The sequence below is a fragment of the Ramlibacter montanisoli genome (genome assembly GCF_013087525.1).
Taxonomy (GTDB): domain Bacteria; phylum Pseudomonadota; class Gammaproteobacteria; order Burkholderiales; family Burkholderiaceae_C; genus Ramlibacter; species Ramlibacter montanisoli.
This window is the reverse complement of record NZ_JABFCS010000001.1, coordinates 1,700,833-1,723,997: the sequence shown is the minus strand read 5'-3', so window position 1 is coordinate 1,723,997 and position 23,165 is coordinate 1,700,833. Positions and strand designations below refer to the sequence as shown.

The following is a 23,165-nucleotide window of genomic DNA, read 5'->3' as shown; positions in this document are numbered from 1 at the left end:
GCCCCAACGAATTTTTCTGGAGAGACTCATGAAGGTTTATTACGACAAGGACTGTGACCTGAGCCTGATCAAGGGCAAGACGGTTGCCATCATCGGCTACGGCTCGCAAGGCCATGCGCACGCGCAGAACCTCAACGACAGCGGCGTCAAGGTCATCGTCGGCCTGCGCAAGGGCGGCGCCAGCTGGCCGAAGGTGGAGAAGGCCGGCCTGAAGGTCGCCGAAGTGGGCGAGGCCGTGAAGTCCGCCGACGTCGTGATGATCCTGCTGCCCGACGAGCAGATCGCCACCGTCTACAAGAACGACGTCGAGCCGAACATCAAGCAGGGCGCCTCGCTCGCCTTCGCCCACGGCTTCAACGTGCACTACGGCCAGGTCGTGCCCCGCGCCGACCTCGACGTGTGGATGGTCGCGCCCAAGGCCCCCGGCCACACCGTGCGCAACACCTACACCCAGGGCGGCGGAGTGCCCCACCTGGTGGCGGTGCATGCCGACAAGTCCGGCCGCGCCCGCGACCTGGCGCTGTCGTACGCGATGGCCAACGGCGGCGGCAAGGCCGGCATCATCGAGACCAACTTCCGCGAGGAGACCGAGACCGACCTGTTCGGCGAGCAGGCCGTGCTGTGCGGCGGCACCGTGGAGCTGATCAAGGCCGGCTACGAAACGCTGGTGGAAGCCGGCTACGCGCCCGAGATGGCCTACTTCGAGTGCCTGCACGAACTCAAGCTGATCGTCGACCTGATCTACGAAGGCGGCATCGCGAACATGAACTACTCGATCTCCAACAACGCGGAGTACGGCGAGTACGTCACGGGCCCGCGCATCATCACCGAGGAGACCAAGAAGGTGATGAAGCAGGTCCTGAAGGACATCCAGACCGGCGAATACGCCAAGAGCTTCATCATCGAGAACCGCGCCGGCGCCCCGACGCTGCAGTCGCGCCGCCGCCTGAACGCGGAAAGCTCGATCGAGGTGGTGGGCGAGCAGCTGCGCGCCATGATGCCCTGGATCAAGAAGAACAAGCTGGTGGACCAGACGCGCAACTGAAGCGCGCGTGCACCGCGAAAGCCGCCTGCGGGCGGCTTTTTCATTCTTGCGCGACCCCTTACACTCTGCCCATGCACGACGGACACGAAGACGAGATGCCTGCCGAGGGACTGGTGGTGCGCAAGCGCCGCAAGGGCATCTACATCCTGCCCAACCTCTTCACCCTGGCCGCGCTGTTCGGCGGGTTCTACGGCATGGTGATGGCCATGAACGGCCGCTTCGACCTGGCGGCCATCGGCGTGTTCAGCGCCATGGTGCTGGACAGCCTGGACGGGCGGGTGGCCCGCATGACCAACACGCAGAGCGCCTTCGGCGAGCAGATGGATTCGCTGTCCGACATGGTGTCCTTCGGCGCCGCGCCCGCGCTGATCGCCTACGAGTGGGCGCTCAAGGGCCTGGGGCGCTGGGGCTGGATCGCCGCCTTCGTCTACTGCGCCTGCGCGGCGCTGCGCCTGGCGCGCTTCAACGTGAACACCGGCGTGGTCGACAAGCGCTACTTCCAGGGCCTGCCGTCCCCTGCCGCCGCGGCGCTGGTCACCGGCTTCATCTGGATCATGACGGAGCAGAGCACCTACAAGCCCTACGAGGTGGCCTGGGTGATGTTCGGCGTGGCGCTCTATGCGGGGCTGACGATGGTGACCAACGTGCCCTTCTACAGCTTCAAGGACATCCAGATGAAGAAGAGCGTGCCCTTCGCCGTGATCGTGCTGATCGCGCTGGGCATCGCCGTCATCAACATCCACCCGCCCTTCGTGCTGTTCGCGGTGTTCGTGGTGTACGGCCTGTCCGGCTACGCCGTGTACGGCTGGCGCAAGGCGCGCGGGCAGCGCGCCAGCATGATCAGCACCTCCACCGACGAGCCCGAAGAGTCCGGCTTGCACCGGTGACGGGGCGATGTGCTAGAGTCGGCTCCATGAACCGCATTGCGCTTGCCCTACTGCTAATCCCCCACGGGCGGAGACGGTAGCGCGCGCGCTTTAAATTCCCGTAGACGGCCCGTTTGCACCAGCAGCGGGCCGTTTGCTTTTGGGGCTGCTGGTTCACCCCCTCGAGAGACCCGACCATGCCGATGTTGAAGAACCCCGCCAGCAAGTACCGCCCCTTCGCGCCCGTGCGCCTGGCGGACCGCACCTGGCCCGATGCCGTGATCACGCAGCCGCCGGTGTGGTGCAGCGTGGACCTGCGCGACGGCAACCAGGCCTTGATCGAGCCCATGGACATTCCCCGCAAGCTGCGCATGTTCCAGGCGCTGGTGGCCATCGGCTTCAAGGAGATCGAGGTGGGCTTCCCTTCGGCCTCGCAGGTGGAATTCGACTTCGTGCGCAAGCTGATCGACGAGGACCTGATCCCGCCCGACGTCACCATCCAGGTGCTGACACAGGCGCGCGAGGAACTGATCCGCCGCACCTTCGAGGCGCTGCAGGGCGCCCGCCGCGTCGTCGTGCACCTGTACAACGCGACCGCGCCGGTGATGCGCAAGGTGGTGCTGGGCCTCGACGAGGACGGCATCGTGAAGCTCGCGACTTCGCAGGCGCGGCTGTTCCAGGAGCTGGCGGCGCAGCACCCGGGCACCGACTGGGTGTTCCAGTATTCGCCCGAGATGTTCTCCGGCACCGAGCTCGCCTTCGCCAAGCGCGTGGTGGATGCGGTCACCGAGGTCTGGCAGCCCACGCCGGCGCGCAAGTGCATCGTCAACCTGCCGTCCACGGTGGAACATTCCACGCCCAACATCTTCGCGGACATGATCGAGTGGATGCACCGGCACCTGGCGCGCCGCGACAGCATCGTCCTCTCGGTGCATCCCCACAACGACCGCGGCACCGGCACGGCCGCCGGCGAATTCGCCGTGATGGCGGGCGCCGATCGCCTGGAAGGCTGCCTGTTCGGCAACGGCGAGCGCACCGGCAACCTCGACCTGGTGAACGTGGCGCTCAACCTGTACAGCCAGGGCGTGCACCCGGGCCTGGACTTCTCCGACATCGACGAGATCCGCCGCACCGTGGAGCACTGCAACCAGCTGCCGGTGCATCCGCGCCATCCCTACGTCGGCGACCTGGTCTACACCTCGTTTTCCGGCTCGCACCAGGACGCGATCAAGAAAGCCTTCGCCGCCCGCAAGGACGGGGACCTCTGGGACATGCCCTACCTGCCGATCGACCCGAAGGACCTGGGCCGCAGCTACGAAGCCGTGATCCGCGTGAACAGCCAGTCCGGCAAGGGCGGCATCTCCTACCTGCTGGAGGCGGAGTACGGGCTGGAGCTGCCGCGGCGGCTGCAGATCGAATTCAGCCGCGTCGTGCAGGCCGTGATGGATGCCAGCGGCAAGGAGCTGGGCGCGCGCGACCTGTGGGCGCTGTTCGAGCGGGAATACCGCCTCGGCCATGCGAGCGTGGCGCACCAGGTGCTGGCCTCCGAAGCGGGGGCCTCCAGCGAGCTCGTGCGGCTGGCGGCCGACGTGCGCATCGGCGAGCGCGAGATCGCGGTGCGAGGGGCGGGCAACGGCCCGATCGACGCCTTCGTCGAGGGCATCGCCCAGGCGACCGCCGAATCCATCCGCGTGCTCGACTACCATGAGCACGCGATCGCCTCCGGGGCCGACGCCCGTGCCGTGGCCTACCTGGAGCTGCGCGTCGGCGACCGGACGCTGTTCGGCGTCGGCATGGACGCGAACATCGTGTCGGCATCGCTCAAGGCCATCGTCTCGGGCCTGGAGCGCGCCGGACTCGCTTGCGAACAAGAGGAATCCACATGGCAGAGCAACTGATCATCTTCGACACCACGCTGCGCGACGGCGAGCAATCGCCCGGCGCCTCCATGACCAAGGACGAGAAGCTGCGCATCGCGCGCCAGCTCGAGCGCCTGCGCGTGGACGTCATCGAGGCCGGCTTCGCCGCCAGCTCCAACGGCGACTTCGAGGCGGTGCAGGCCATCGCCAACGCCATCAAGGACTCGACGGTGTGCTCGCTGTCGCGCGCCAACGACCGCGACATCTCGCGCGCGGCCGAGGCGCTCAAGGGAGCCGGCCGCGCCCGCATCCACACCTTCATCGCCACGTCGCCGCTGCACATGGAGAAGAAGCTGCGCATGACGCCCGAGCAGGTGCTGGAGCAGGCCACGCAGTCGGTGCGCTTCGCGCGCAACCTGTGCGGCGACATCGAGTTCTCGCCGGAGGACGGCTACCGCAGCGAGGTGGACTTCCTGTGCCGCGTGCTGGAAGCGGTGATCAGGGAAGGCGCCACCACCATCAACGTGCCCGACACCGTCGGCTACGCCGTGCCCGAGCTGTACGGCAACTTCATCCGCACGCTGCGCGAGCGGGTGCCCAACTCCGACAAGGCGGTCTGGTCGGTGCACTGCCACAACGACCTGGGCATGGCGGTGGCCAACTCGCTGGCCGGCGTGAAGATCGGTGGCGCGCGCCAGGTCGAGTGCACGATCAACGGGCTCGGCGAGCGGGCCGGCAACTGCTCGCTCGAAGAGATCGTCATGGCCGTGAAGACGCGCAAGGACTACTTCGGCCTCGAGCTGAACATCGACACCAAGCACATCGTCGCGGCCAGCCGCATGGTCAGCCAGACCACCGGCTTCGTGGTGCAGCCGAACAAGGCGGTCGTCGGCGCCAACGCCTTCGCGCACGCCAGCGGCATCCACCAGGACGGCGTGCTCAAGGCGCGCGACACCTACGAGATCATGCGGGCCGAGGACGTGGGCTGGTCGGCCAACAAGATCGTGCTGGGCAAGCTGTCGGGCAGGAATGCCTTCAAGCAGCGCCTGCAGGAGCTCGGAGTGGCGCTCGACAGCGAGGTCGAGATCAACGCGGCCTTCGCCAGGTTCAAGGAGCTGGCCGACCGCAAGAGCGAGATCTTCGACGAGGACATCCTGGCCCTGGTGAGCGACGAGTCGGTGACCAAGGAGGAGGAAAGCTACCGGCTTGTCTCGCTTCGGCAACACAGCGAAACGGGCGAGCGCCCGCACGCCGAGGTGGTTTTCACGGCCAACGGCAAGGAAGTGCGGGGCGAGTCGGACGGCAACGGCCCGGTCGATGCGTCGCTCAAGGCCATCGAGACGCAAGTGCAGAGCGGGGCGGAAATGGTCCTGTACTCGGTCAACGCCATCAGCGGCTCCACCGAGAGCCAGGGGAGGTGACGGTCCGGCTGCAGAACTCCGGCCGCGTGGTCAACGGCGTCGGGGCCGACCCGGACATCGTGGTGGCTTCGGCCAAGGCCTACCTGAGCGCGCTCAACAAGCTGCGCAGCAAGGTGGAGCGGGTGGCGGCGCAGGGAGGGGGTAACGTCTAGGGTTAGTACCTATTCCGAAGCTCAGCTGTGAGCTTAGTCTGCTAAGTCATTGATTTGTGTAACTTTTGCACCCCCAAGTACACGGCCGAAGTACACTCTGCGTTAGGGGTGTAAGCAGTCTCCTACATCCCAGGACGTCGTTGCCAGGAGTACCGAACTTGATTCGATTCGTTCACACCATCGCCCTGAGTGTCTTGGCTCTGGCGTTGACCCCCGCAGCCGTGGAAGCTGCGCAGGTCAAGCGCGTGACGAAGAAGGAAGCCACCAGCGTGGTCAAGCGCTCCCGGGTGGCGAAGAGCTACGCCGTGGGCCGCCAGCTGTCGGCGCGCCAGGCGCGCTCCGTGGTCCGGCTGGCTCCCGCTCGTCCTTCCTTCGGCAAGCTCGCCGGCCTGCACTCCACCGAGGACGAGCTGGACCTGAAGTCCAGCGTGGCCCTGGTGATCGACCAGGACAACGGCCAGATCCTGCTGCGCAAGAACGACTCGGCCGTGCTGCCGATCGCCTCCATCACCAAGCTGATGACCGGCCTGATCATCAGCGAGGCCAAGCTGCCGATGGACGAGACGATCACCATCACGCAGGACGACGTGGACACCGAGAAAGGCAGCAGCTCGCGCCTGCGCGTGGGCACCACGCTCACCCGCGGCGAGCTGATGCACCTGTCGCTGATGTCCAGCGAGAACCGCGCCGCCCACGCGCTGGGCCGCACCTATCCGGGCGGCATGAACGCCTTCGTGGAAGCGATGAACCAGAAGGCGCAGATCCTGGGCATGGGCGACACCAGGTACGTCGAGCCCACCGGCCTGTCCAGCCGCAACCAGTCGAGCGCCCAGGACCTGGCGCGCCTGGTGGCCACCGCCTCCAACGACAAGATGCTCAGCGAGCTGTCGACCTCGACCGGCCACGACGTCGAAGTCGGCCGCCGCACCGTGCGCTTCGGCAACACCAACCGCCTGGTCAAGAACCCGGCCTGGGACATCGGCCTGCAGAAGACGGGCTACATCTCCGAAGCCGGCCAGTGCCTCGTGATGCAGGCCAAGGTGGCGGGCCGCAAGCTGATCATGGTGTTCCTGGATTCCGCCGGCAAGCTGAGCCGCATCGGCGACGCCGAGCGCGTGCGCCGCTGGGTGGAAACGAATTCGCCGACCGGCGTGCCGATGCCGAACGGCAACGTCCTGATCCGGCAGGTGAACAGCTAAGTTCCCTGCGCGGAAACGAAAAGGGCCCCTCGGGGCCCTTTTTCATGCAGCCAGGCGCTGCGTGGACGACTTGTAGCCCAGCGCCGCGGAGATCTCTTCCGCGGTGGACTGCAGCTTCTGCAGCCAGTTCTCGTCCAGCCGATCGGCCGGCGCTGAGATCGACAGGCCCGCCACCAGCTTGGACTGGTCGTCGTAGATGCCGGCGGCCATGCAGCGCACGCCCAGTTCCAGCTCCTCGTTGTCGCGGGCGATGCCGTACTGCCTGGCCTTGCCCAGCTCGCGCTCCAGCACCGGCAGCTGCGTGATGCTGTTCTTCGTGTGGCCCGCCAGGCCGGTGCGCGTGGCGTACGCGCGCACGCGCTGCGGATCGTCCGCCGCCAGGAACAGCTTGCCGGTGGACGTCAGGTGCAGCGGCGCGCGGCCGCCGATGGCGCGCACCACCTGCATGCCGGAACGCTCTGTACGCGCGCTCCACGTAGACGATCTCGTCGCCCTGGCGCACGCTGAGGTTCACCGGCTGCTGGATCTGCTTGTGCAGCTCGCGCATGGGGACCAGCGCGGCGTCGCGCACGTTCAGGCGGGCCTTCACCAGGTTGCCCAGTTCCAGCAGGCGCATGCCGAGCCGGTAGCTGCCCGCCTCCGGCCGGTCCACGAAGCGGCCGGTCGCCAGGTCGTTGAGGATCCGGTGGGTGGTGGAGGGGTGCAGGCCGGTCTTCTCGCTGATCTCCTTGAGCGAGATCGCGTCTTCCCTCGAAGCCAGCACGTCGATCAGCGCGAACATGCGCTCGATCACCTGGATGGTGGGGGTGGCGGGGCCTTGGGAGTCTTTTTTGTCGCATGGGCGGTGTCCTCCAGCCCATTTTATCTTGTGAAAAGCGGGCGCGTTGGGTGCGCCGCTCCAAATCAGTTTTCGGCCTGCCCCGGCCGCCATTCGCCGTCCACCAGCACCTCGTGGGGGTGGAAGCGTGACTTGTAGTTCATCTTCGGGCTCTCGGCGATCCAGTAGCCCAGGTACACGTGCGGAAGCTTCAGGCGCCGTGCCTGGTCCACCTGCCAGAGCACCGAGTAGGTGCCGTAGCTGGAGGTGGCATCGGGTTCGTAGAACGTATAGACCGCGGAGATGCCGTCGTTCAGCACGTCGAGGATGGACACCATGCGCAGCGGCCCGGCGCTGCCATCGGGCATCTTCTCGCGGAACTCCACCAGCCGCGAGTTCACGCGGCTTTGCAGCAGGAACTGCGTGTACTGGTCGATGCTGTCGTGGTCCATGCCGCCGCCCGCGTGGCGGCCGGTCTGGTAGCGCAGGTACAAGTGGTAGTGCTCCGGCACGAAGCAGAGCTTGAGCACGCGCGCCTGCAGGTTGGCGTGCTGCTTCCAGGCGCGGCGCTGGCTGCGGGTGGGGCGGAAGGCGTCCACCGCCACGCGCAGCGGCACGCAGGCGCGGCAGCCGTCGCAATAGGGGCGGTACGTGAACATGCCGCTGCGGCGGAAGCCGCTGGTGACCAGGTCCGAATACGCGTCGTTGTGGATCAGGTGGCTCGGCGTCGCGACCTGCGAGCGGGCCTGCTTGCCGGGCAGGTAGCTGCAAGGATACGGCGCCGTCGCGTAGAACTGCAGCGTCTGGAGCGGAAGGTCCTTGAGATGCGTCACGCGGGTGTCGGATGCAGCGGGAGTGCGTTCCAGTATACGGGCTCGAATTGCCACGGGGCAGGGGGCTTGCGCGACTCGAGGGCGACTTGTTGCACAAAATCCGCCCGCGGGATCTCGCGCGCGCCGAGCGACGCGAGGTGCCGCGTGTTCTGCTGGCAGTCGATCATCCGCACCTGCGCGTGGCGGCCCCATGCCACGAGCGCAGCCAGCGCGATCTTCGACGCATCGGGCACGTGGGTGAACATGGATTCGCCGAACACCGCGCGGCCCATCACCACGCAGTACAGGCCGCCGGCCAGGCGGCCGTCGATCCAGGTCTCGACGCTGTGGGCGAAGCCGGCGCGGTGGAAAGCCTGGTAGGCCGCGACCATCTGCGGGACGATCCAGGTGCCCGACTGGCCCGGCCGCTGGCTGGTGGCGCAGGCCCGGATCACGGCGTCGAAGTCGCCGTCGAAGCGGATTTCGCAGCGCGCGCCGGTCGCGAAGCGCGCGACGGTCTTGCGCAGCGAACGGTGCAGCCGGAACTCCTCGGTGAACAGCACCATGCGCGGGTCGGTGCTCCACCAGAGGACGGGCTGCCCCTCGCTGAACCAGGGGAAGATGCCGCTGGCGTAGGCGCGCTGCAGGCTGTCGACGTCGAGCGCGCCGCCGGCGGCGAGCAGGCCGGGCGCCGGCTGCTGGAGGTCCCATGCCTGGGAAGGATCGGGAAAGGGGTCGCCGGGTTGGAGCCAGGGCAGGTGCATCGGGGACCATTGTGCCGTCGCCGCGGCCCGCGAAGCGACTGCGGGGTGGCAGCGGACCTCTTCGGCCGGGTGTGCAGGGGACCCGCAATCGTGAGCACTTCGCCAGCCATCGCTTCTTCGCGTCGAGCCTCGCACCACATGGCCGACGCGGTGCGTGCATGTAGGCGTCGTGCCAGCCGGTGCGTCGGACGCGGCCGGCGGGCTTGCCCGGCAGAGGCGCGACTACGCGAGGCGAAGGATTTCTCCCACAACCCGGCCCGGGCGGCGTTTCCTAGCATCGCCGTTCCTTGGTGAAGGAGCCACCATGCAGAACCAGACCCGCGAAGCACGCGCCGAAGCCGCCCCCTCGTTCCTGCCCTGGGACATGCAGTCGGACATGCGCGAAGGCCTGCCCGGAGGTGCCACGCTGTGGCTGACCGGCGGTGCGTCGCTGCTGCTGTGGACGGCGATCGCGCTGCTGCTCACGACCGCCTGAAGGCGCCGCGCCCCCGGGGCGGATTTATTCCCGCGCCAGCGCGGCGCACCCTCCAAAAACCGTGGTTCCGGCGCGGACGCTGTGCGACACTGGGTGCCATCCTCCCATGATGCGCGCGCCCCGCCCCCCGAACACCAGGCACGCCTCCTGCCCGAAGGCCGGCGCTGGGGATTCGGCGCGCACACGCTGGTGCCCTACCTGACGATGGCGCTGCAGTCGCGTCCGGGCACCGAGGACGACATGGTGGGGACCATCCGCAACCCGGTTTTCCCCTCCATGGCGGATGCCCTGCGGGCGTTGCGCCAAGGGAACTGAAGGGTTCCATTTCGAAGCGAAACTGACCGCCGGGACGAAAAATCCCGGGGGCGTGAGCTCGTCCATTGCGACAAGAACCCTTTCGATGTAACTTCATGTTACTACTTGGAGGGGATTCCCATGAAGCGTGCTGTCCTCGCGTCGGCTCTCCTTGCCGCCGCCGTGTCCCTGCCTGGCCTCGCCCCGGCGCAGGGAGTGCCCCAGCCGATCCGCATCGGCCTGATCTTCCCCTGAGCGGAGGCTCCGCGGACATGGGCAACAGCGCGCGTGGGCGCCCAGGTCGCCGTGCAGGAGATCAACCAGGTGGGCGGCTACCTCGGACGGCCGCTCGAACTGGTGATCCGCGACGACAAGGCGGACCCCGACACCGGCCTGGCACACGCGAAGGAGCTGGTCGAGAAGGAGAAGGTCATCGCCAGCATCGGCTACTGCAACACCGGCGTGGCCATGAAGGCCCTGGACGTGTTCCAGACCCGCAAGAGCGTGCTGATCGTGACCTGCGCCACCGGCACCGCGATCACCGCCAAGTACCCGCCCGCGGAGAGCTACATCTTCCGCACCTCGGCGCGCGACCAGCTGCAGACGCAGTTCCTGGTGGACGAGATCGCCAAGCGCGGCCTCGGCAAGGTGGCCCTGCTGGTGGACACCTCCGGCTACGGCGACGCCGGGCTGAAGGACCTGGAGGCCGCCCTGGGGCGCGCGGGCCTGAAGGCGGCCGCCGTGGTGCGCTTCAAGGTGGGCGTTCAGAACCTCGAAGCGGAGATGAAGCAGCTGCGCGATTCGGGCGCCGACGCCCTGATCGGGTGGACCGTCGGCCCGGAGGAGGGCGTGATCTCCGCCGCGCGCGCAACCATCGGCTGGAAGGTGCCGCAGTTCGGCCCCTGGGGGCTGTCGCATGCCTCCGCCTATGCCGTGTCGCAGGGCAAGGTGGACGGCGCGCTGATGGTGCAGACGGTGCTGCCCAACGTCTTCCTGGAACGCAACAGCGCCTTCCTGCGCAACTACACGAAGCTGAGCAAGGAAACGCCGATCGGCTCCATGATGTCGGGCGCCCAGACCTATGACAGCGTGTACCTGTTGTTGCGCGCCATGTTCGACTCAAGGGCGACCTCAGCGGACCCGCGCTGAAGAAGGCGCTGGAAAATCCCTCCGGCATCTACCGCGGCGTGGTCACCACCTACGACCGGGCGTTCTCGCCGACCGACCACGACGCCATCTCGGCGAACATGCTGTGGCTGGGCACCTGGCGCAACCAGGAGCGCGCCTACTTCTACAAGGAAGACGAGCGCCGTGCCAGCATCATCCGCCGCAAGCAGACCGCCGACGCGTCGAAGTAAAGGGCGCTAGCGACCGTAGAACACGGTGCTGCCGCAGTGCCGGCAGCGGTACAGCCTGCGCGAGGGGACCAGCCAGCGCAGCCACTCGGGACGCCGCAGGCGAACGAGGTCGCGCGGTCTGCACTCGCAAGGGCTCAGGCGCAAGTTGCGCCACACCGGCGGCTGCAGTGCGTCTTCGGCGTTCGACGGATCGATGCCCTCGTCGGCTCGCATGGCGGCTCCATGGCTTGGCTGGGGGAATGTTGAGGCCGGATCCGCGGCCGCGTGTGTAGGACGGCGCTGATGCCGGGGCCTATCCGGGTTTGTCCGGGACCCGGGCCCGCGCGCCAACGAAAAAGGCACCTGCCTTGCGACAGGTGCCTCTCGATGTCTTGGCTCCCCGACCTGGGCTCGAACCAGGGACCTACGGATTAACAGTCCGGCGCTCTACCGACTGAGCTATCGGGGAACAAGCCTTAGATTATAGCGTGGCTTTCGCGCCGTTCCGGCAGCTCTGCCATGCTTCAGCAAATCGTCAGTCGAACACCGGCGTCTCGACGCCCAGCACCTTGTGCAGCTTGGGGCTGGTGGTCGTGTACTGCAGGTGGATCTTGCCCTTCTCGGGGAAGATGATGGGCGCGGCGCCGAAGGCCGCCAGCGCGCACTCGTGGAAGCCCGAGAGGATCAGCTTCTTCTTGCCCGGGTAGGTGTTGATGTCGCCCACCGCGAAGATGCCCGGCACGTTGGTGGAGAACTTCTCGGTGTCCACCTTCAGCTGCTTGCGCTCGATGTCCAGGCCCCAGTCGGCGATCGGGCCGAGCTTGGGCGACAGGCCGAAGAACACCAGCAGCACGTCCAGCGGCACGACGCGCGTCACGCCGTCCGAGCCCGTGACCTTGGCGCCGACCAGCTTGCCGTCCTGTTCCTCGTAGCCGCTCACTTGGCCGACGATGAACTGCATCTCCATCTGCTCGCACAGCTCGTGCATCCGCGCCACAGACGAGGGCGCGGCGCGGAAGCCGTCGCGGCGGTGGATCAGGATCACGCTCTCCGCCTTGTGCGGGTTGCCGTCCACGTTGCCGGCCGTGAAGTTCAGTGCCCAGTCCAGCGCGGAGTCGCCTCCGCCCACCACCACCAGGTTCTTGCCGGCGAAGTCGGCCGGGTTCCTCACCCGGTAGAACAGCTGCGAGCCGTCGAACTTGTCCAGGCCGTCGACCTTCAGCGTGCGCGGCTCGAAGGCCCCCACGCCGGCGGCGATGAAGATGGTCTTGGTCAGGAAGCGCGTGCCCTTGGACGTTTCCACGTAGAAGCGGCCGTCGTCCTGCTTCTGCACCACGGTGACCGTCTGTCCCAGGTGGAAGGTCGCGCCGAAGGGCTCGATCTGCTTGAGGAGTGCGTCGGTCAGTTCCTTGCCGGTGCACACCGGGATGGCCGGGATGTCGTAGATCGGCTTGTCCGGGTACAGCTCGATCGGCTGGCCGCCGGGATAGGCGAGCGAGTCGATCACGTGCGCCTTGATCTCCAGCAGCCCGAGCTCGAACACCTGGAACAGGCCCACCGGGCCCGCGCCAACGATGACCGCGTCGGTCTCGATCGGGCCGTCGTGGGCGGCTGCGGTCTTGATCACTTCTTGGTTCAGTTGAGGTTCCATAGTCACTTACTTGACCAGCTCGGACAACTTGCCCGGCTTGTCCTTCCATTCCTCCGCGTCGGGCAGGGCCGGCTTGCGCTTGGTGATGCTCTTCCAGCCGGGGGCGTGCGAGAGGTCGGCGTTCAGCTTGGTGAAAGCGACCTGGTCGGCGGGCACGTCCTCCTCCGCGTAGATCGCATTGACCGGGCACTCGGGGATGCAGACCGCGCAGTCGATGCATTCGTCCGGGTCGATCACGAGCATGTTCGGGCCCTCGCGGAAGCAGTCCACGGGGCAGACATCCACGCAGTCGGTGTACTTGCAGCGGATACAGGTTTCGGTGACGACGTGGGTCATTGTTGTGCCGAGGGATCGGGGAAACCCTCGATTTTATTGGGTTTTCAAACTGCACCTGCGAACGTGGCCGTACGGCCTGCAGGGTTTGAGCTTCGTCAACGAACCAGCACGGCCCCGGACGTCTTGTGGCTGGCCGTGTCCACCAGCACCAGAGCGCCCAGCGCGCGCGACCGTTCATAGGGCAAAGTGGCCAGCGGCTCCTGCAGCGCAAGCTCCACGTGGCCGATGCCATTGGGCTCCAGGTGGTCCGCATCCTCCTCTGCCAGGGTGTTCACGTCCAGCTTGTGGACGATGCGCCTGACCTTCGCCTTGACCCAGCGATGGCCATGCAGCGCCCAGTACACGCGGCCGGCGACCAGCGGTTCGTCGTCCATCCAGGCGATGGTGGCGGACACCTCGCGCGAGGGCGTGAAAGCGCCCGGCGCCAGCAGCCAGTCGCCGCGGGACACGTCCACCTCGCGGTCCAGGATGATGCCGGCGCTGTGGCGCGCGGCCACGGCGCCCGGTTCCCGCACGTGGTCCAGGACCTGGGCGACCTTCGCCGTCTGGCCGCTGGGCAGCACGGTGACTTCCTGGCCCTGCTGCACGTGGCCGGTGGCCACGCGGCCCCAGAACACGCGGCGGCCCTGCGACGTGTCGGCGGAGCCCGAGAACTTCTCGACCCATTGCACGGGGAAGGCGAAGGCTTCCGCCGCTTCGGCCGGCGTGACATCGAGCTGCTCCAGCAGCGCCAGCAGCGACAGGCCCTGGTAGCCGCACCAGCCCGGCCTGGCTTCGACCACGTTGAAGCCCTTGAGCGCGGAGATCGGCACCACGGCGCGCGGCGCGATGCCGGCGGCCTGGGTGAATGTCTCGAGGGCGCCGAGGATGTTGGCGAAGGCGAGCGCGGGGTCCTCCACCGCGTCCAGCTTGTTCACCGCGAACACGATGGAGGGCACGCGCAGCAGCTTGGCCAGCAGCGTGTGGCGGCGGGTCTGCGGCAGCAGCTCCAGGCCCGGTTCCTGCCACTTCAGCTTGGTGGCGTCCACCAGCACCACGGCGGCGTCGGCGCTCGAGGCGGCCGTCACCATGTTGCGCGTGTACTGCTCGTGGCCGGGCGCGTCGCCGATGATGAACTTGCGCGCCGGCGTGGCGAAATAGCGGTAGGCGACGTCGATCGTGATGCCCTGTTCACGCTCGGCGGACAGGCCGTCGGTCAGCAGCGCCAGGTCGGTCTCGCCGGAACGCGAGACGGAGGCCAGCTGGTCCTGCAGCACGGCGCGGCTGTCCACCAGCAGGCGGCCGATCAGCGTGCTCTTGCCGTCGTCGACGGAGCCGCAGGTGATGAAGCGCAGGGCGGCGTCGTGGTCGGTGGCGGTGGCGGTGGCGGTCGTGTCCATCAGAAATACCCGTCCTTCTTGCGCTTTTCCATCGAGGCGTCGGAGGTCTTGTCGTCCATGCGGGTGGCACCGCGCTCGCTCACGTCGGCCAGCAGGGTCTCGGCGACCACCTGGGCGGCGTTGGCCGCGGGGCTTTCCACGGGGCAGGTGCAGGTGATGTCGCCCACCGTGCGGAAGCGCACAGTGCGGGTCACGACCTCCTCGCCGTCCTTGGGCGGGGTGATCTCGGTGACCGGCACCAGCAGGCCGCGGCGTTCGACCACCTGGCGCTGGTGCGCGTAGTAGATCGAGGGCAGCGCGATCCGCTCGCGCTCGATGTACTGCCACACGTCCAGCTCGGTCCAGTTGGAGATGGGGAACACCCGGAAGTGCTCGCCGGGCTGCAGGCGCGTGTTGAACAGCGTCCACAGCTCGGGGCGCTGCGCCTTGGGCTGCCACTGGCCGAAGCTGTCGCGGTGGGAGAAGATGCGCTCCTTGGCGCGCGCCTTCTCCTCGTCGCGGCGCGCGCCGCCGATCAGCGCGTCGAAGCGGAACTCCTCGATCGCCTCCAGCAGCGTCACCGACTGGTGCGCGTTGCGGCTCTCGCCCGGATGCGCCAGCCGCACGGTACCGCGCTTCATCGAGTCTTCCACGCTGCGCACCACCAGCTCGGCGCCCAGCTCCTTCGCCCGGAAGTCGCGGAAGTCCGTCACCTCGGGGAAGTTGTGGCCGGTGTCGATCATCAGCAGCGGGTAGGGGATGCGCCCGCTGCCGAAAGCCTTCTCCGCGCATTTCAGGAGCACCAGCGAATCCTTGCCGCCGGAGAACAGCAGCGTCGGGCGCTCGAAGGCGCCGGCCACTTCGCGCAGGACGAAGATCGCTTCTTCCTCCAGCGCGTCGAGGTGGCGGTTGCTGATGCGGGTCAGCAGTTGCGGTTCCGTGCGGGCGTTCATGCGGCAGCCTTCTCTTCGTTCTTCACGTGCAGGCCGCACTCTTTCGCGGCCTCGTCCTCCCACCACCAGCGCCCGGCGCGGAAGTCCTCGCCCAGGCTGATTGCCCGCGTGCAGGGCGCACAGCCGATGCTGGGGAAGAACTGGTCGTGCAGCGGGTTGTAGTCCACGCCGTTGGCGGCGATGTAGTGCCAGACGTCGCCCCAGGTCCAGTTGGCCAGGGGATTCAGCTTCACGCGCCTGGCGTCCGCCGTGTCCACCAGCGGCACCTCGGCGCGGGCATTCGACTGCTCGCGCCGCAGGCCCGTGATCCAGGCTTTCTGGCCGGCGAGCGCGCGTTCCAGCGGCTCCATCTTGCGGATGCCGCAGCAGGCCTTGCGCAGCTCGATGCTGCGGTACATCGCGTCCTGGCCTTCGCGCGCCACGAACTGCACCACGGCTTCGTTCACCGGCCGGTAGACCTCCACCGGTGCGCGCGAATCCGCCTGCGTGCGTTCCAGCAGCTGCAGGGTCTCCGGATGCAGGGCGCCGGTCTCGAGCACGAACACCGGGATGGCCAGCTCCAGGCTGTTGATCAGGTGCGTGATGACGACGTCCTCGGCGCCCAGGCTGGACGCCTGCTTCAGCGGCGTGAATTCGGAAGCGGCCTGGATCAGCAGCTTCTGCGTTTCCGCCAGCTTGGCTTCGTAGTCCTTCGAAGGACGCGCGTTCAGGTCGATCGCGCCCATCTCAGCCCCGCGCGAAGTGAGGTTGCGGCACCCGCGCATCGGCCTGGTAGAACGCGGCGTAGCGGGTGAACTGGCGCTCGGCCTCCACCGGGTCCTTGCCTTCCTTGAGGACCGCGCTGGAAAAGCCTGTGCGGTACATCTGTACCAGCTGGTCGATCAGCACGTCGCCGGTGGCGCGGATGTCGCCCGTGAACTTGCGGCGGCGGCGCAGCAGGTAGGCCTGGCTGAATGCGCGGCCGTCGGTGAACTTGGGGAAGTTCAGCTCGATGCGCTCCACACCCTCCAGCGAGGCTTCCATCGGGTCGGCGTCGTTGGCCAGCACCAGGACGCGGGGGTCGTCTTCGGGTGCCGCGCTGCCGGCGGCGATCAGTTGCAGCGGGATCATGCGGTTTCCTTTTCGGCCAGGCGGCAGGCATTGGCCGCCGCCTTGAACGCGTCGGGGCCGGTGCGGCGCAAGGTCGCGATGAAGGTTTCGTACTTGCCGCCGGCCACCGGCTGGCGCAGCTGGCGATAGGTGTCGACGATGGCTTCGATCACGGCCGGCACTTCCTCCTTGGCGAAGGAAGGGCCGATGATCTTGCCCGGGCCCGCGGGGCCGGACAGGTCGGAGCCGTTGGAGCCGCCCAGCGTGATCTGGTACCACTCCTTGCCGTCCTTGTCGACGCCGAGGATGCCGATGTGGCCTGCGTGGTGGTGGCCGCAGGAGTTGATGCAGCCCGAGAAGTTCAGGTCGATCTCGCCGATGTCCCATTCCTCGTCGAGGTCCTGGAAGCGCTCGGTGATGGCCTCGGCGATCGGCAGCGAACGCGCATTGGCCAGCGAGCAGAAGTCGCCGCCGGGGCAGGCGATCATGTCGGTGATCAGGCCGATGTTCGGGCGTGCCAGGCCCAGCTTGCGGGCAGCGGCCCACAGCTCGGGCAGGTCGTCCTGGTGCACCCAGGGCAGCAGCAGGTTCTGCTCGTGGGTCACGCGCGCTTCGCCGGCGGAGAAGCGCTCGGCGAGGTCGGCGCAGGCGTCGAACTGGTCGGCGGTGCAGTCGCCCGGGTTGTGGCCCAGGCGCTTGAAGGACAGCGTCACGGCGCGCAGCTGCGGATTGCGGTGCGGCGCCACGTTGCGCTGCAGCCAGCGGTCGTACAGCGGATCGGCTTCGGCGTCGGCGCGGATGATCTCGTGCACGCGCGCTTCGGCAGCGTCGCGGCGGCGCGGCTTCAGCTCCGGTTCCACGAAGAAGGCCGACACGCGATCGAGCTCGGCCTGCGTCAGCGTGTGCTGGGCACCGTCGACTTCGACGATCTGGCGGAACTCTTCCTCGACCTGGTCGATGTAGCGCTGGCCCTCGGACTTCACCAGGATCTTGATGCGCGCCTTCCAGACGTTGTCGCGGCGGCCGTAGCGGTTGTAGACGCGGATGCAGGCTTCCAGGTAGTTCAGGAGGTGCTTCCACTCCAGGAACTCGCGCACCACGGTGGCGATGATGGGGGTGCGGCCCATGCCGCCGCCGACCATCACCTTGAAGCCCAGCTCGCCCGTGTCGTTGCGCAGCAGCTGCAGGCTGATGTCGTACCAGCCCAACGCCGCCCGGTCTTCCTTCGCGCCGTTGAGGGCGATCTTGAACTTGCGGGGCAGGAAGGCGAATTCGGGGTGCAGGGCACCCCACTGGCGCAGGATCTCGGCGAACGGGCGCGGATCGGCGATCTCGTCCACGGCGATGCCGGCGAGTTCGTCGGTGGTGATGTTGCGGATCGCGTTGCCGCTGGTCTGGATGCCGTGCATGTTCACGTCGGCCAGCAGCTCCATCACGTCGGCGGCCTTGGTGATCGGGATCCAGTTGAACTGCACGTTGGTGCGGGTCGTGAAGTGGCCGTAGCCCCAGGTCAGCTTGGTGACGACCTGGCGGTTGGTCCCGGGAACTGGCACCGGCCCCAGGGCCAGCTGCTTGTCCTGCGCTTCCTGCAGCAGGGCGGCGTCGGGCTTGTCGTATTCGCGCGCCACCTTGGCCAGCACGCGCAGCTGCGCGCTGGAGAGCTCGCCGTAGGGCACGGAGATGCGCGCCATGGGGGCGTAGCGCTGGATGTACCAGCCGTTCTGCAGCCGCAACGGGCGCAGTTCGTCGTCGCCGAGGGTGCCGGCCTGCCAGCGTTCGAGCTGGTCGCGGAACTGCGCCGCGCGCGCACGCACGAACTGCCGGTCGAATTCTGAATATTGGTACATGGAAGCGGGCGTGGTGGCCCCCAAAGAGGGCCGGAGCCGAGACTGTAGGGAGGGCCCATATGGATCCAAACTATTTTTTAATTCGGGCCTTATGCGGATAAGCTTATGCACGAAGCGGGAAGCGCCCCCGCCGGCCATTCCGGCGGCAAGCCGGATAAGGGCGGTTTGCGGCGCATTCCCCTCAACAGTTGGGAGGGCAGAGACAAGGCATGGCGCAACGGGTCTACATCAAGGTCGTGGGCTTCTCCGACGAGGAGAGGCACGCGCTGAACACCGTGTTCCGCCTGTCCGAGCAGTGCCGCACCATGTACCAACTGTGGACGACCCAGGCGGCAGAGCCGGCCCGGGTGGCCCTGCTGGACGGCCTGAGCTGGGAGGCGCGGGTGGAGGCGGAGTCGCCGCTGCACCGCCAACTGCCCTTTTTGTGGGTTGGACCCAACGCTCCTGCCAACGCGTGCCGTGCCTTGCAGCGGCCGATCCATTGGCCGGAGGTGATCGAGGGGCTGGACGCCTTGTTCGGCGAAGGCACTGAGGTCGGGGTGGCCAAGGAGGACGATTCCCCCATGTCGCAGAGGCACGCGCTGATCGTGAGCAGCGACCGTGACGAGCGCCTCTACCTGCGCGCGCGCCTGGCCCTGGCGCGCCTGACCTTCGCCGACGAGGCCGAAAGCGGCTCGCAGGCCGTGGAACTCGCGCGCGGCAAGCAGTACGACGTGGCCCTGGTCGACTCCGGCCTGGGCGACATGGATGCCTGGGCGCTGCTGCGCCAGCTGAAGAACGGTCGCAAGCCGATCCGCCACATCGCGCTGACCAAGGCGGCGCGTTCGGTGTCGGAGCGCATGCGCGCCTGGGTGGGAGGCACGGCGCTGCTGGAACATCCGCCCGATGCGGAGCGGCTGGACGCCTGGCTCAGCCGGATCGAGCTCGGGCCTGCCGCCTGACATCCAGCGCCTGCGCGAGGCGCGCTTCCAGCGGCAGGGGCTCGCGGTGCAGCCGGGCGGCGACCAGCTCCCCGCAAAGCGCGGCGAAGGTCAGGCCGCGTGATCCCATCGCCGTGCTCACCCACAGGCCGGGCGCGAATTCGCCCACCAGCGGCCGGCGATCGCTGGATGCGCAACGCACGCCGCTCCAGCACTGCACCTCGCGGCGCGCGAACGCCCCGTCCATGACCTGCGCTGCGCGTGGCATGACTTCGCGCACGCGCTCGAGGTTGGCTGTGTTGTCCGCCCGGCGCAGCGTCTCGTCCGCGTCGCCGCGCCCGTAGGTCGAACCGGTGATCCAGGCGTCGCGGTCCACCAGGGGCACGCGCGGCAGGAAGTGGCCATGGCCGTTCACGGGGAAGGGCGGCAGGGCAGCGGCGTCCCCGTCGCGCGGCGCCCAGGTCACCTGTCCACGCACCGCGTGCAGCTGAACCTGTTCGTCGAGCAGGGCGGCCGTGCCGAGGGCGGCGGCGAGGACGACCAGGCGGGCCGAACCCATGCGGGTTCCGGCGGCATCCTCCAGCACCCACTCCTCCTGCTCGCGCCGCAGGTGCGCCACCTTGCGGCCGCCGGCGAAGCGCACGCCGGGCTCGCGCAGCCACAGGCGCACCAGGGCCGCCGGTTCGATCCAGGCGGCGTGCTCGTGCCACCACGCAGCGTCGCCCGCAGGCAGGCCCGCCGCGCGCTTCTGCGCGTCCGTGGCCTCGCGGCTCCACACCGCGAAGGCCTCGCCCAGTTCCGGCAGCGGCCGGTGGTCCTCGCCACGCCACTCGAGCACGCCGGTGCGGTCCCATTCGAGGCCGCGCGCGAGGTGCTGCTCCGCCTCCTGCAGCGTCACGCGCACACCCGCACGCGACAGCCGCGACAGCAGGTTGTCGTCGGGCGACTGGTGCGGGGCGAGCAGGCCGGCAGGCAGGTCGGACGCACCGGTGGCGGGGCCCGCGGCCGTGTCGAAGACGCGCACGCGCCAACCGCGCCGGGCCAGGCTGGCGGCGGCGGCCGCGCCGGCCAGGCCGGCCCCGACCACGACGCATTCACCCGGTTCGACGGCCTGCTCCCCGTCGAGGCCCTTCACCTCCCACGCGGGCGCATGGACGCCGGCCAGGCACTCCCGCTGCGCGCCGGGCCCGGGGCGCTTCTCCACGCGCCAGCCGCAGGACTGCAGGTCGCGTTGCACCTCCGGGGAGGTCGTCCACGTGGCCAGTCCCGCGTCGCGGCGGCACAGGCGGGTCACCGCCTTCACGGTGTCGAGGTTCGGGGCCGGGCCATCGAGGTAGACGCTGTCGGCGCGCAGAGACTGTTCGCGCAGCGCGGCCTGCAGCTCGCCGACGCACAGCGTCAGCAGCACGCGTCCCCGCTCGAAGGAGAGCCGGTGGAAGCCGGGCACGAGACCGGACCACTGGCTCGCAAGCGCGTCCGCCAGCGGCTGCAGCGCGGGATAGGTCCCTGCGGCGCCCAGCAGCTCGTCGAGCGTCACCGGGCTGCCTTCGACGGCGGCGTAGTGCAGCATCCGCGGCCGCTGCGGGTCGCTGCGCCAGGCGTGCCAGGTCGCCAGGAAGTTCATGCCGGCGCCGAAGCCGGTTTCCAGGACGCACCATCGCGCGCGCCCCGCCCAGCGTCCCGGCAGTCCGCAGCCTTGCAGGAAGACGTGGCCGGCCTGCTCGAGGCCGCCCGGGTTCATGCGCTCAATTCGTGGGCGGAACGTAGCCCGCCGCGGTGTCGGCGCCGCTGCCGAAGAAGTGGTTCTCCATCTGGCGCTTGAGGTATTCGCGGGCGCGCTGGTCGGCCAGGTTCAGGCGGTTCTCGTTCACCAGCATGGTCTGCTGCTTGAGCCACTGCTGCCAGGCTTCCTTGCTGACGCTGTCGTAGATGCGCTTGCCCAGCTCGCCGGGATAGGGAGGGAAGTCGAGACCTTCGGCTTCGCGGCCGAGTTTGATGCATTGGACGGTGCGTGCCATGGAGCGCCTTCAGGGGGACGGGGACGTTGGATTAGCTTATGCGGATAAGGAACTGAAAACTCTGTCGTTCGCGTTCAGCTCGCCGGCTTCCAGAATGCGCCGAACACACCGGACGCATCCATGAGCCTTCGCCGCGACTTTATCAAGATTCCCCTGGCCATCGCCGCGGCGGCGGCCCTGGGCCTGACCGGGCTGCCTTCGATCGCGCAGCAGGTGCAGCTGCTCAACGTCTCCTACGACCCGACGCGCGAGCTCTACGTCGAGTTGAACCAGGCCTTCGCGAAGTACTGGAAGGGCAAGACCGGGCAGGACATCGCCATCAAGCAGTCGCATGGCGGCTCGGGCAAGCAGGCGCGCTCGGTCATCGACGGGCTGCAGGCGGATGTGGTGACGCTGGCCCTGGGCGGCGACATCGACGCGCTGGCCACGCATGGCGGCTGGGTGGCCAAGGACTGGCAGAAGCGCCTGCCGCAGAACGCCGCGCCCTACACCTCCACGATCGTGCTGGTGGTGCGCCAGGGCAACCCGAAAGGCATCCGGGACTGGGACGACCTGGTGAAGCCGGGCGTGAGCGTCATCACGCCCAACCCGAAGACCTCGGGCGGCGCACGCTGGAACTACCTGGCCGCGTGGGAATACGGCAAGCGCAAGTTCGGCAGCGAGGCGAAGGCCAAGGAATTCGTCGCGAAGCTGTACGCCAACGTGCCGGTGCTCGACACGGGCGCGCGCGGCTCCTCGATCACCTTCGCCCAGCGCAACCAGGGCGACGTGTTCATCTCCTGGGAGAACGAGGCCTACCTGCTGGAAAAGGAATTCGGCAGCAAGGTGGACGTGGTCTATCCCTCGCTGTCCATCCTGGCCGAGCCGCCGGTGGCGGTGGTGGACCGCAACGTGGAGCGCAAGGGCACGCGCGCGGTGGCCGAGGAATACCTGAAGTACCTCTACACCGAAGAAGGCCAGGACATCATCGGCAAGAACTTCTACCGGCCCGCCGTCTCGCAGAAGGCGCAGGCGAAGTACGCGAAGCAGTTCCCGAAGCTGAACCTGTTCACCATAGACCAGGCCTTCGGCGGCTGGTCGCAGGCCGACCGCGAGCACTTCGCCGACGGCGGCAGCTTCGACCAGATCTACACGCGCAGGATGGGAAGCCGCTGAGGCCCCACGAAATACGGCAGCCCGAGGGCCGCCGTTTGCGCATCCACGCTCAGGCGCGCAGGGCGGCCTTGCCCTCGTTGGCGGCTTCGGAAGCGTGCGCCTGGATGTCGGTTTCGGCGGCGGCGATGCCGTTCGCCTTGGCGGCATCACCCATGGCCATGCCCTCGGCGCGGACGAAGCGCACGTCGGTCACGCCCAGGAAGCCCAGCACCGCCTTCAGGTAGCTTTCCTGGTGGTCCAGGAAGGCCAGCGAGGGGTTGCCTGCATACGCTCCGCCGCGGGTGGAGGCGACGATCACCGTCTTGCCGCCGGCCAGGCCCACGGGGCCGGTCTCGGTGTACTTGAAGGTGCGACCGGCCTGCGCGATGCGGTCGATCCAGGCCTTCAGCTGGCTGGGGATGCTGAAGTTGTACATGGGCGCGCCCACCACCACCACGTCGGCGGCGAGGAACTGCGTGAGCAGCTGCTCGGTCAGCGCGTTCTCTCGCTTCTGCGCTTCGGTCAGGCTGCCGGCGTCGAGGCCGAGGCGGAAGCCCAGCGAATCCATGTCCAGGTGGGATGGCGCGTTGGCGGCCAGGTCCAGGTACTCGACGACCGTGCCGGGGTGGCTGGCCTGCCACTGGGCCACGGTGCGGCGGGTGAGCTCGCGGGAGACGGACTGGGTGCCCAGCGGGCTGGAATCGATGTGCAGCAGTTTCAAGGCTCTTCTCCTGTGGGTCGGCCGCGGTGCAGCCATGGGGAAGATTGTGCGAATGAAGCGAATCCTTGATAAGTCGGCAATTCCGGGATAGATTGTT

At 68.0% G+C, this 23,165-nt stretch carries 23 protein-coding genes, 1 tRNA gene and 2 pseudogenes; 11 read left to right on the top strand and 15 right to left on the bottom strand.

The window, feature by feature from the left end; genetic code table 11:
• The first annotated feature begins 28 nt into the window (after nucleotides 1-28).
• The 5 genes and pseudogenes from ilvC to HK415_RS08590 all read left to right on the top strand — a co-directional run bounded on the left by ilvC (nucleotide 29) and on the right by HK415_RS08590 (nucleotide 6,542).
• Nucleotides 29-1,045, top strand: coding sequence for a ketol-acid reductoisomerase (ilvC, locus tag HK415_RS08610; protein WP_171558184.1), 1,017 nt, complete (start codon nucleotides 29-31; stop codon nucleotides 1,043-1,045).
• 71 nt (nucleotides 1,046-1,116) lie between these two features.
• Nucleotides 1,117-1,932: a CDP-diacylglycerol--serine O-phosphatidyltransferase gene (gene pssA, locus HK415_RS08605; RefSeq protein ID WP_171558182.1), complete on the top strand. Its 816-nt coding sequence runs from the start codon at nucleotides 1,117-1,119 to the stop codon at nucleotides 1,930-1,932.
• 182 nt (nucleotides 1,933-2,114) lie between these two features.
• Nucleotides 2,115-3,809: a 2-isopropylmalate synthase gene (leuA, locus tag HK415_RS08600; RefSeq protein ID WP_171563254.1), complete on the top strand. Its 1,695-nt coding sequence runs from the start codon at nucleotides 2,115-2,117 to the stop codon at nucleotides 3,807-3,809.
• Nucleotides 3,794-5,343, top strand: a pseudogene (locus HK415_RS08595) (2-isopropylmalate synthase). Before leuA ends, HK415_RS08595 begins: the two are co-directional and overlap by 16 nt.
• Nucleotides 5,344-5,483: 140 nt before the next feature.
• A complete protein-coding gene (locus HK415_RS08590) occupies nucleotides 5,484-6,542 on the top strand; it encodes a serine hydrolase (RefSeq protein WP_171558179.1) in 1,059 nt (352 codons plus the stop codon).
• A gap of 42 nt (nucleotides 6,543-6,584) precedes the next feature.
• Here the strand turns inward: HK415_RS08590 and HK415_RS08585 are convergent.
• The 3 genes and pseudogenes from HK415_RS08585 to aat form a co-directional block, all read right to left on the bottom strand.
• Nucleotides 6,585-7,323 (bottom strand): annotated as a pseudogene (locus tag HK415_RS08585) (IclR family transcriptional regulator).
• A gap of 122 nt (nucleotides 7,324-7,445) precedes the next feature.
• Complete coding sequence (locus tag HK415_RS08580) at nucleotides 7,446-8,192, bottom strand: arginyltransferase (RefSeq protein WP_171558177.1); 747 nt, start codon at nucleotides 8,190-8,192, stop codon at nucleotides 7,446-7,448.
• The gene (aat, locus tag HK415_RS08575; RefSeq protein WP_171558174.1) at nucleotides 8,189-8,935 is read right to left on the bottom strand and encodes a leucyl/phenylalanyl-tRNA--protein transferase; all 747 of its coding nucleotides are present in this window, start codon (nucleotides 8,933-8,935) and stop codon (nucleotides 8,189-8,191) included. The genes HK415_RS08580 and aat overlap by 4 nt, the downstream gene beginning before the upstream one ends.
• Nucleotides 8,936-9,239: 304 nt before the next feature.
• Between aat and HK415_RS08570 the strand changes: the two genes are divergently transcribed.
• The 4 genes from HK415_RS08570 (at nucleotide 9,240) to HK415_RS08560 (ending at nucleotide 11,062) form a co-directional block, all read left to right on the top strand.
• Nucleotides 9,240-9,410: a hypothetical protein gene (locus tag HK415_RS08570; RefSeq protein WP_171558171.1), complete on the top strand. Its 171-nt coding sequence runs from the start codon at nucleotides 9,240-9,242 to the stop codon at nucleotides 9,408-9,410.
• Between the two features lie 189 nt (nucleotides 9,411-9,599).
• Nucleotides 9,600-9,725 (top strand): hypothetical protein, encoded by a 126-nt coding sequence (locus HK415_RS25885; protein ID WP_256373045.1) that lies wholly within the window; start codon nucleotides 9,600-9,602, stop codon nucleotides 9,723-9,725.
• A 267-nt stretch (nucleotides 9,726-9,992) separates the two neighbouring features.
• Complete coding sequence (locus HK415_RS08565; RefSeq protein ID WP_171558169.1) at nucleotides 9,993-10,853, top strand: ABC transporter substrate-binding protein; 861 nt, start codon at nucleotides 9,993-9,995, stop codon at nucleotides 10,851-10,853.
• Between the two features lie 38 nt (nucleotides 10,854-10,891).
• The gene (locus HK415_RS08560) at nucleotides 10,892-11,062 is read left to right on the top strand and encodes a hypothetical protein (RefSeq protein ID WP_171558167.1); all 171 of its coding nucleotides are present in this window, start codon (nucleotides 10,892-10,894) and stop codon (nucleotides 11,060-11,062) included.
• A gap of 6 nt (nucleotides 11,063-11,068) precedes the next feature.
• On the opposite strand, the gene HK415_RS08555 is transcribed toward HK415_RS08560, so the two are convergent.
• From HK415_RS08555 to HK415_RS08515, 9 genes are all read right to left on the bottom strand, one after another.
• The gene (locus HK415_RS08555; RefSeq protein ID WP_171558164.1) at nucleotides 11,069-11,275 is read right to left on the bottom strand and encodes a hypothetical protein; all 207 of its coding nucleotides are present in this window, start codon (nucleotides 11,273-11,275) and stop codon (nucleotides 11,069-11,071) included.
• Between the two features lie 159 nt (nucleotides 11,276-11,434).
• Nucleotides 11,435-11,510 (bottom strand) — tRNA-Asn (locus HK415_RS08550).
• A 66-nt stretch (nucleotides 11,511-11,576) separates the two neighbouring features.
• Complete coding sequence (locus HK415_RS08545; RefSeq protein WP_171558161.1) at nucleotides 11,577-12,692, bottom strand: NAD(P)/FAD-dependent oxidoreductase; 1,116 nt, start codon at nucleotides 12,690-12,692, stop codon at nucleotides 11,577-11,579.
• Nucleotides 12,693-12,698: 6 nt separating this feature from the next.
• Nucleotides 12,699-13,028, bottom strand: coding sequence for a ferredoxin FdxA (fdxA, locus tag HK415_RS08540; RefSeq protein ID WP_171558159.1), 330 nt, complete (start codon nucleotides 13,026-13,028; stop codon nucleotides 12,699-12,701).
• A 95-nt stretch (nucleotides 13,029-13,123) separates the two neighbouring features.
• The gene (locus HK415_RS08535) at nucleotides 13,124-14,407 is read right to left on the bottom strand and encodes a sulfate adenylyltransferase subunit 1 (protein ID WP_171558156.1); all 1,284 of its coding nucleotides are present in this window, start codon (nucleotides 14,405-14,407) and stop codon (nucleotides 13,124-13,126) included.
• Nucleotides 14,407-15,339: a sulfate adenylyltransferase subunit CysD gene (gene cysD, locus HK415_RS08530; protein WP_171558153.1), complete on the bottom strand. Its 933-nt coding sequence runs from the start codon at nucleotides 15,337-15,339 to the stop codon at nucleotides 14,407-14,409. Before cysD ends, HK415_RS08535 begins: the two co-directional genes overlap by 1 nt.
• Entirely contained in the window at nucleotides 15,336-16,064 is a 729-nt protein-coding gene (locus tag HK415_RS08525; RefSeq protein WP_171558151.1) for a phosphoadenylyl-sulfate reductase, read from the bottom strand. The genes cysD and HK415_RS08525 overlap by 4 nt, the downstream gene beginning before the upstream one ends.
• Before the next feature lies 1 nt (nucleotide 16,065).
• Entirely contained in the window at nucleotides 16,066-16,440 is a 375-nt protein-coding gene (locus tag HK415_RS08520) for a DUF934 domain-containing protein (protein ID WP_373684638.1), read from the bottom strand.
• Between the two features lie 5 nt (nucleotides 16,441-16,445).
• On the bottom strand, nucleotides 16,446-18,275 hold the full coding sequence (locus HK415_RS08515; protein WP_171558146.1) for a nitrite/sulfite reductase: 1,830 nt from the start codon (nucleotides 18,273-18,275) through the stop codon (nucleotides 16,446-16,448).
• Nucleotides 18,276-18,484: 209 nt separating this feature from the next.
• Here HK415_RS08515 and HK415_RS08510 point away from each other — a divergent pair, with 209 nt between their 5' ends.
• A complete protein-coding gene (locus HK415_RS08510; protein ID WP_171558144.1) occupies nucleotides 18,485-19,216 on the top strand; it encodes a response regulator in 732 nt (243 codons plus the stop codon).
• On the opposite strand, the gene mnmC1 is transcribed toward HK415_RS08510, so the two are convergent.
• Entirely contained in the window at nucleotides 19,185-20,936 is a 1,752-nt protein-coding gene (gene mnmC1 / locus HK415_RS08505) for an FAD-dependent 5-carboxymethylaminomethyl-2-thiouridine(34) oxidoreductase MnmC1 (protein WP_171558142.1), read from the bottom strand. The genes HK415_RS08510 and mnmC1 overlap by 32 nt on opposite strands.
• Before the next feature lie 4 nt (nucleotides 20,937-20,940).
• Nucleotides 20,941-21,213 (bottom strand): oxidative damage protection protein, encoded by a 273-nt coding sequence (locus tag HK415_RS08500; RefSeq protein ID WP_171558139.1) that lies wholly within the window; start codon nucleotides 21,211-21,213, stop codon nucleotides 20,941-20,943.
• A gap of 120 nt (nucleotides 21,214-21,333) precedes the next feature.
• On the opposite strand from HK415_RS08500, the gene HK415_RS08495 reads away from it, so the two are divergent.
• Nucleotides 21,334-22,368, top strand: a complete 1,035-nt coding sequence (locus tag HK415_RS08495; protein WP_171558137.1) for a sulfate ABC transporter substrate-binding protein — start codon at nucleotides 21,334-21,336, stop codon at nucleotides 22,366-22,368.
• A 49-nt stretch (nucleotides 22,369-22,417) separates the two neighbouring features.
• Here the strand turns inward: HK415_RS08495 and HK415_RS08490 are convergent, their stop codons facing one another.
• The gene (locus HK415_RS08490) at nucleotides 22,418-23,068 is read right to left on the bottom strand and encodes an FMN-dependent NADH-azoreductase (RefSeq protein ID WP_171558135.1); all 651 of its coding nucleotides are present in this window, start codon (nucleotides 23,066-23,068) and stop codon (nucleotides 22,418-22,420) included.
• Between the last annotated feature and the right edge of the window lie 97 nt (nucleotides 23,069-23,165).

Excerpts from the sequence above, each read along its gene's own strand:
- leuA (WP_171563254.1), top strand. The coding sequence starts at position 2,115 with ATGTTGAAGAACCCCGCCAGCAAGTACCGCCCCTTCGCGCCCGTGCGC.
- cysD (WP_171558153.1), bottom strand. The coding sequence starts at position 15,339 with ATGAACGCCCGCACGGAACCGCAACTGCTGACCCGCATCAGCAACCGC.
- ilvC (WP_171558184.1), top strand. The coding sequence starts at position 29 with ATGAAGGTTTATTACGACAAGGACTGTGACCTGAGCCTGATCAAGGGC.
- HK415_RS08495 (WP_171558137.1), top strand. The coding sequence starts at position 21,334 with ATGAGCCTTCGCCGCGACTTTATCAAGATTCCCCTGGCCATCGCCGCG.
- fdxA (WP_171558159.1), bottom strand. The coding sequence starts at position 13,028 with ATGACCCACGTCGTCACCGAAACCTGTATCCGCTGCAAGTACACCGAC.
- HK415_RS08500 (WP_171558139.1), bottom strand. The coding sequence starts at position 21,213 with ATGGCACGCACCGTCCAATGCATCAAACTCGGCCGCGAAGCCGAAGGT.
- pssA (WP_171558182.1), top strand. The coding sequence starts at position 1,117 with ATGCACGACGGACACGAAGACGAGATGCCTGCCGAGGGACTGGTGGTG.
- HK415_RS08555 (WP_171558164.1), bottom strand. The coding sequence starts at position 11,275 with ATGCGAGCCGACGAGGGCATCGATCCGTCGAACGCCGAAGACGCACTG.
- HK415_RS08515 (WP_171558146.1), bottom strand. The coding sequence starts at position 18,275 with ATGTACCAATATTCAGAATTCGACCGGCAGTTCGTGCGTGCGCGCGCG.
- mnmC1 (WP_171558142.1), bottom strand. The coding sequence starts at position 20,936 with ATGAACCCGGGCGGCCTCGAGCAGGCCGGCCACGTCTTCCTGCAAGGC.
- HK415_RS08545 (WP_171558161.1), bottom strand. The coding sequence starts at position 12,692 with ATGGAACCTCAACTGAACCAAGAAGTGATCAAGACCGCAGCCGCCCAC.
- aat (WP_171558174.1), bottom strand. The coding sequence starts at position 8,935 with ATGCACCTGCCCTGGCTCCAACCCGGCGACCCCTTTCCCGATCCTTCC.
- HK415_RS08570 (WP_171558171.1), top strand. The coding sequence starts at position 9,240 with ATGCAGAACCAGACCCGCGAAGCACGCGCCGAAGCCGCCCCCTCGTTC.
- HK415_RS08535 (WP_171558156.1), bottom strand. The coding sequence starts at position 14,407 with ATGGACACGACCGCCACCGCCACCGCCACCGACCACGACGCCGCCCTG.
- HK415_RS08525 (WP_171558151.1), bottom strand. The coding sequence starts at position 16,064 with ATGGGCGCGATCGACCTGAACGCGCGTCCTTCGAAGGACTACGAAGCC.
- HK415_RS08510 (WP_171558144.1), top strand. The coding sequence starts at position 18,485 with ATGGCGCAACGGGTCTACATCAAGGTCGTGGGCTTCTCCGACGAGGAG.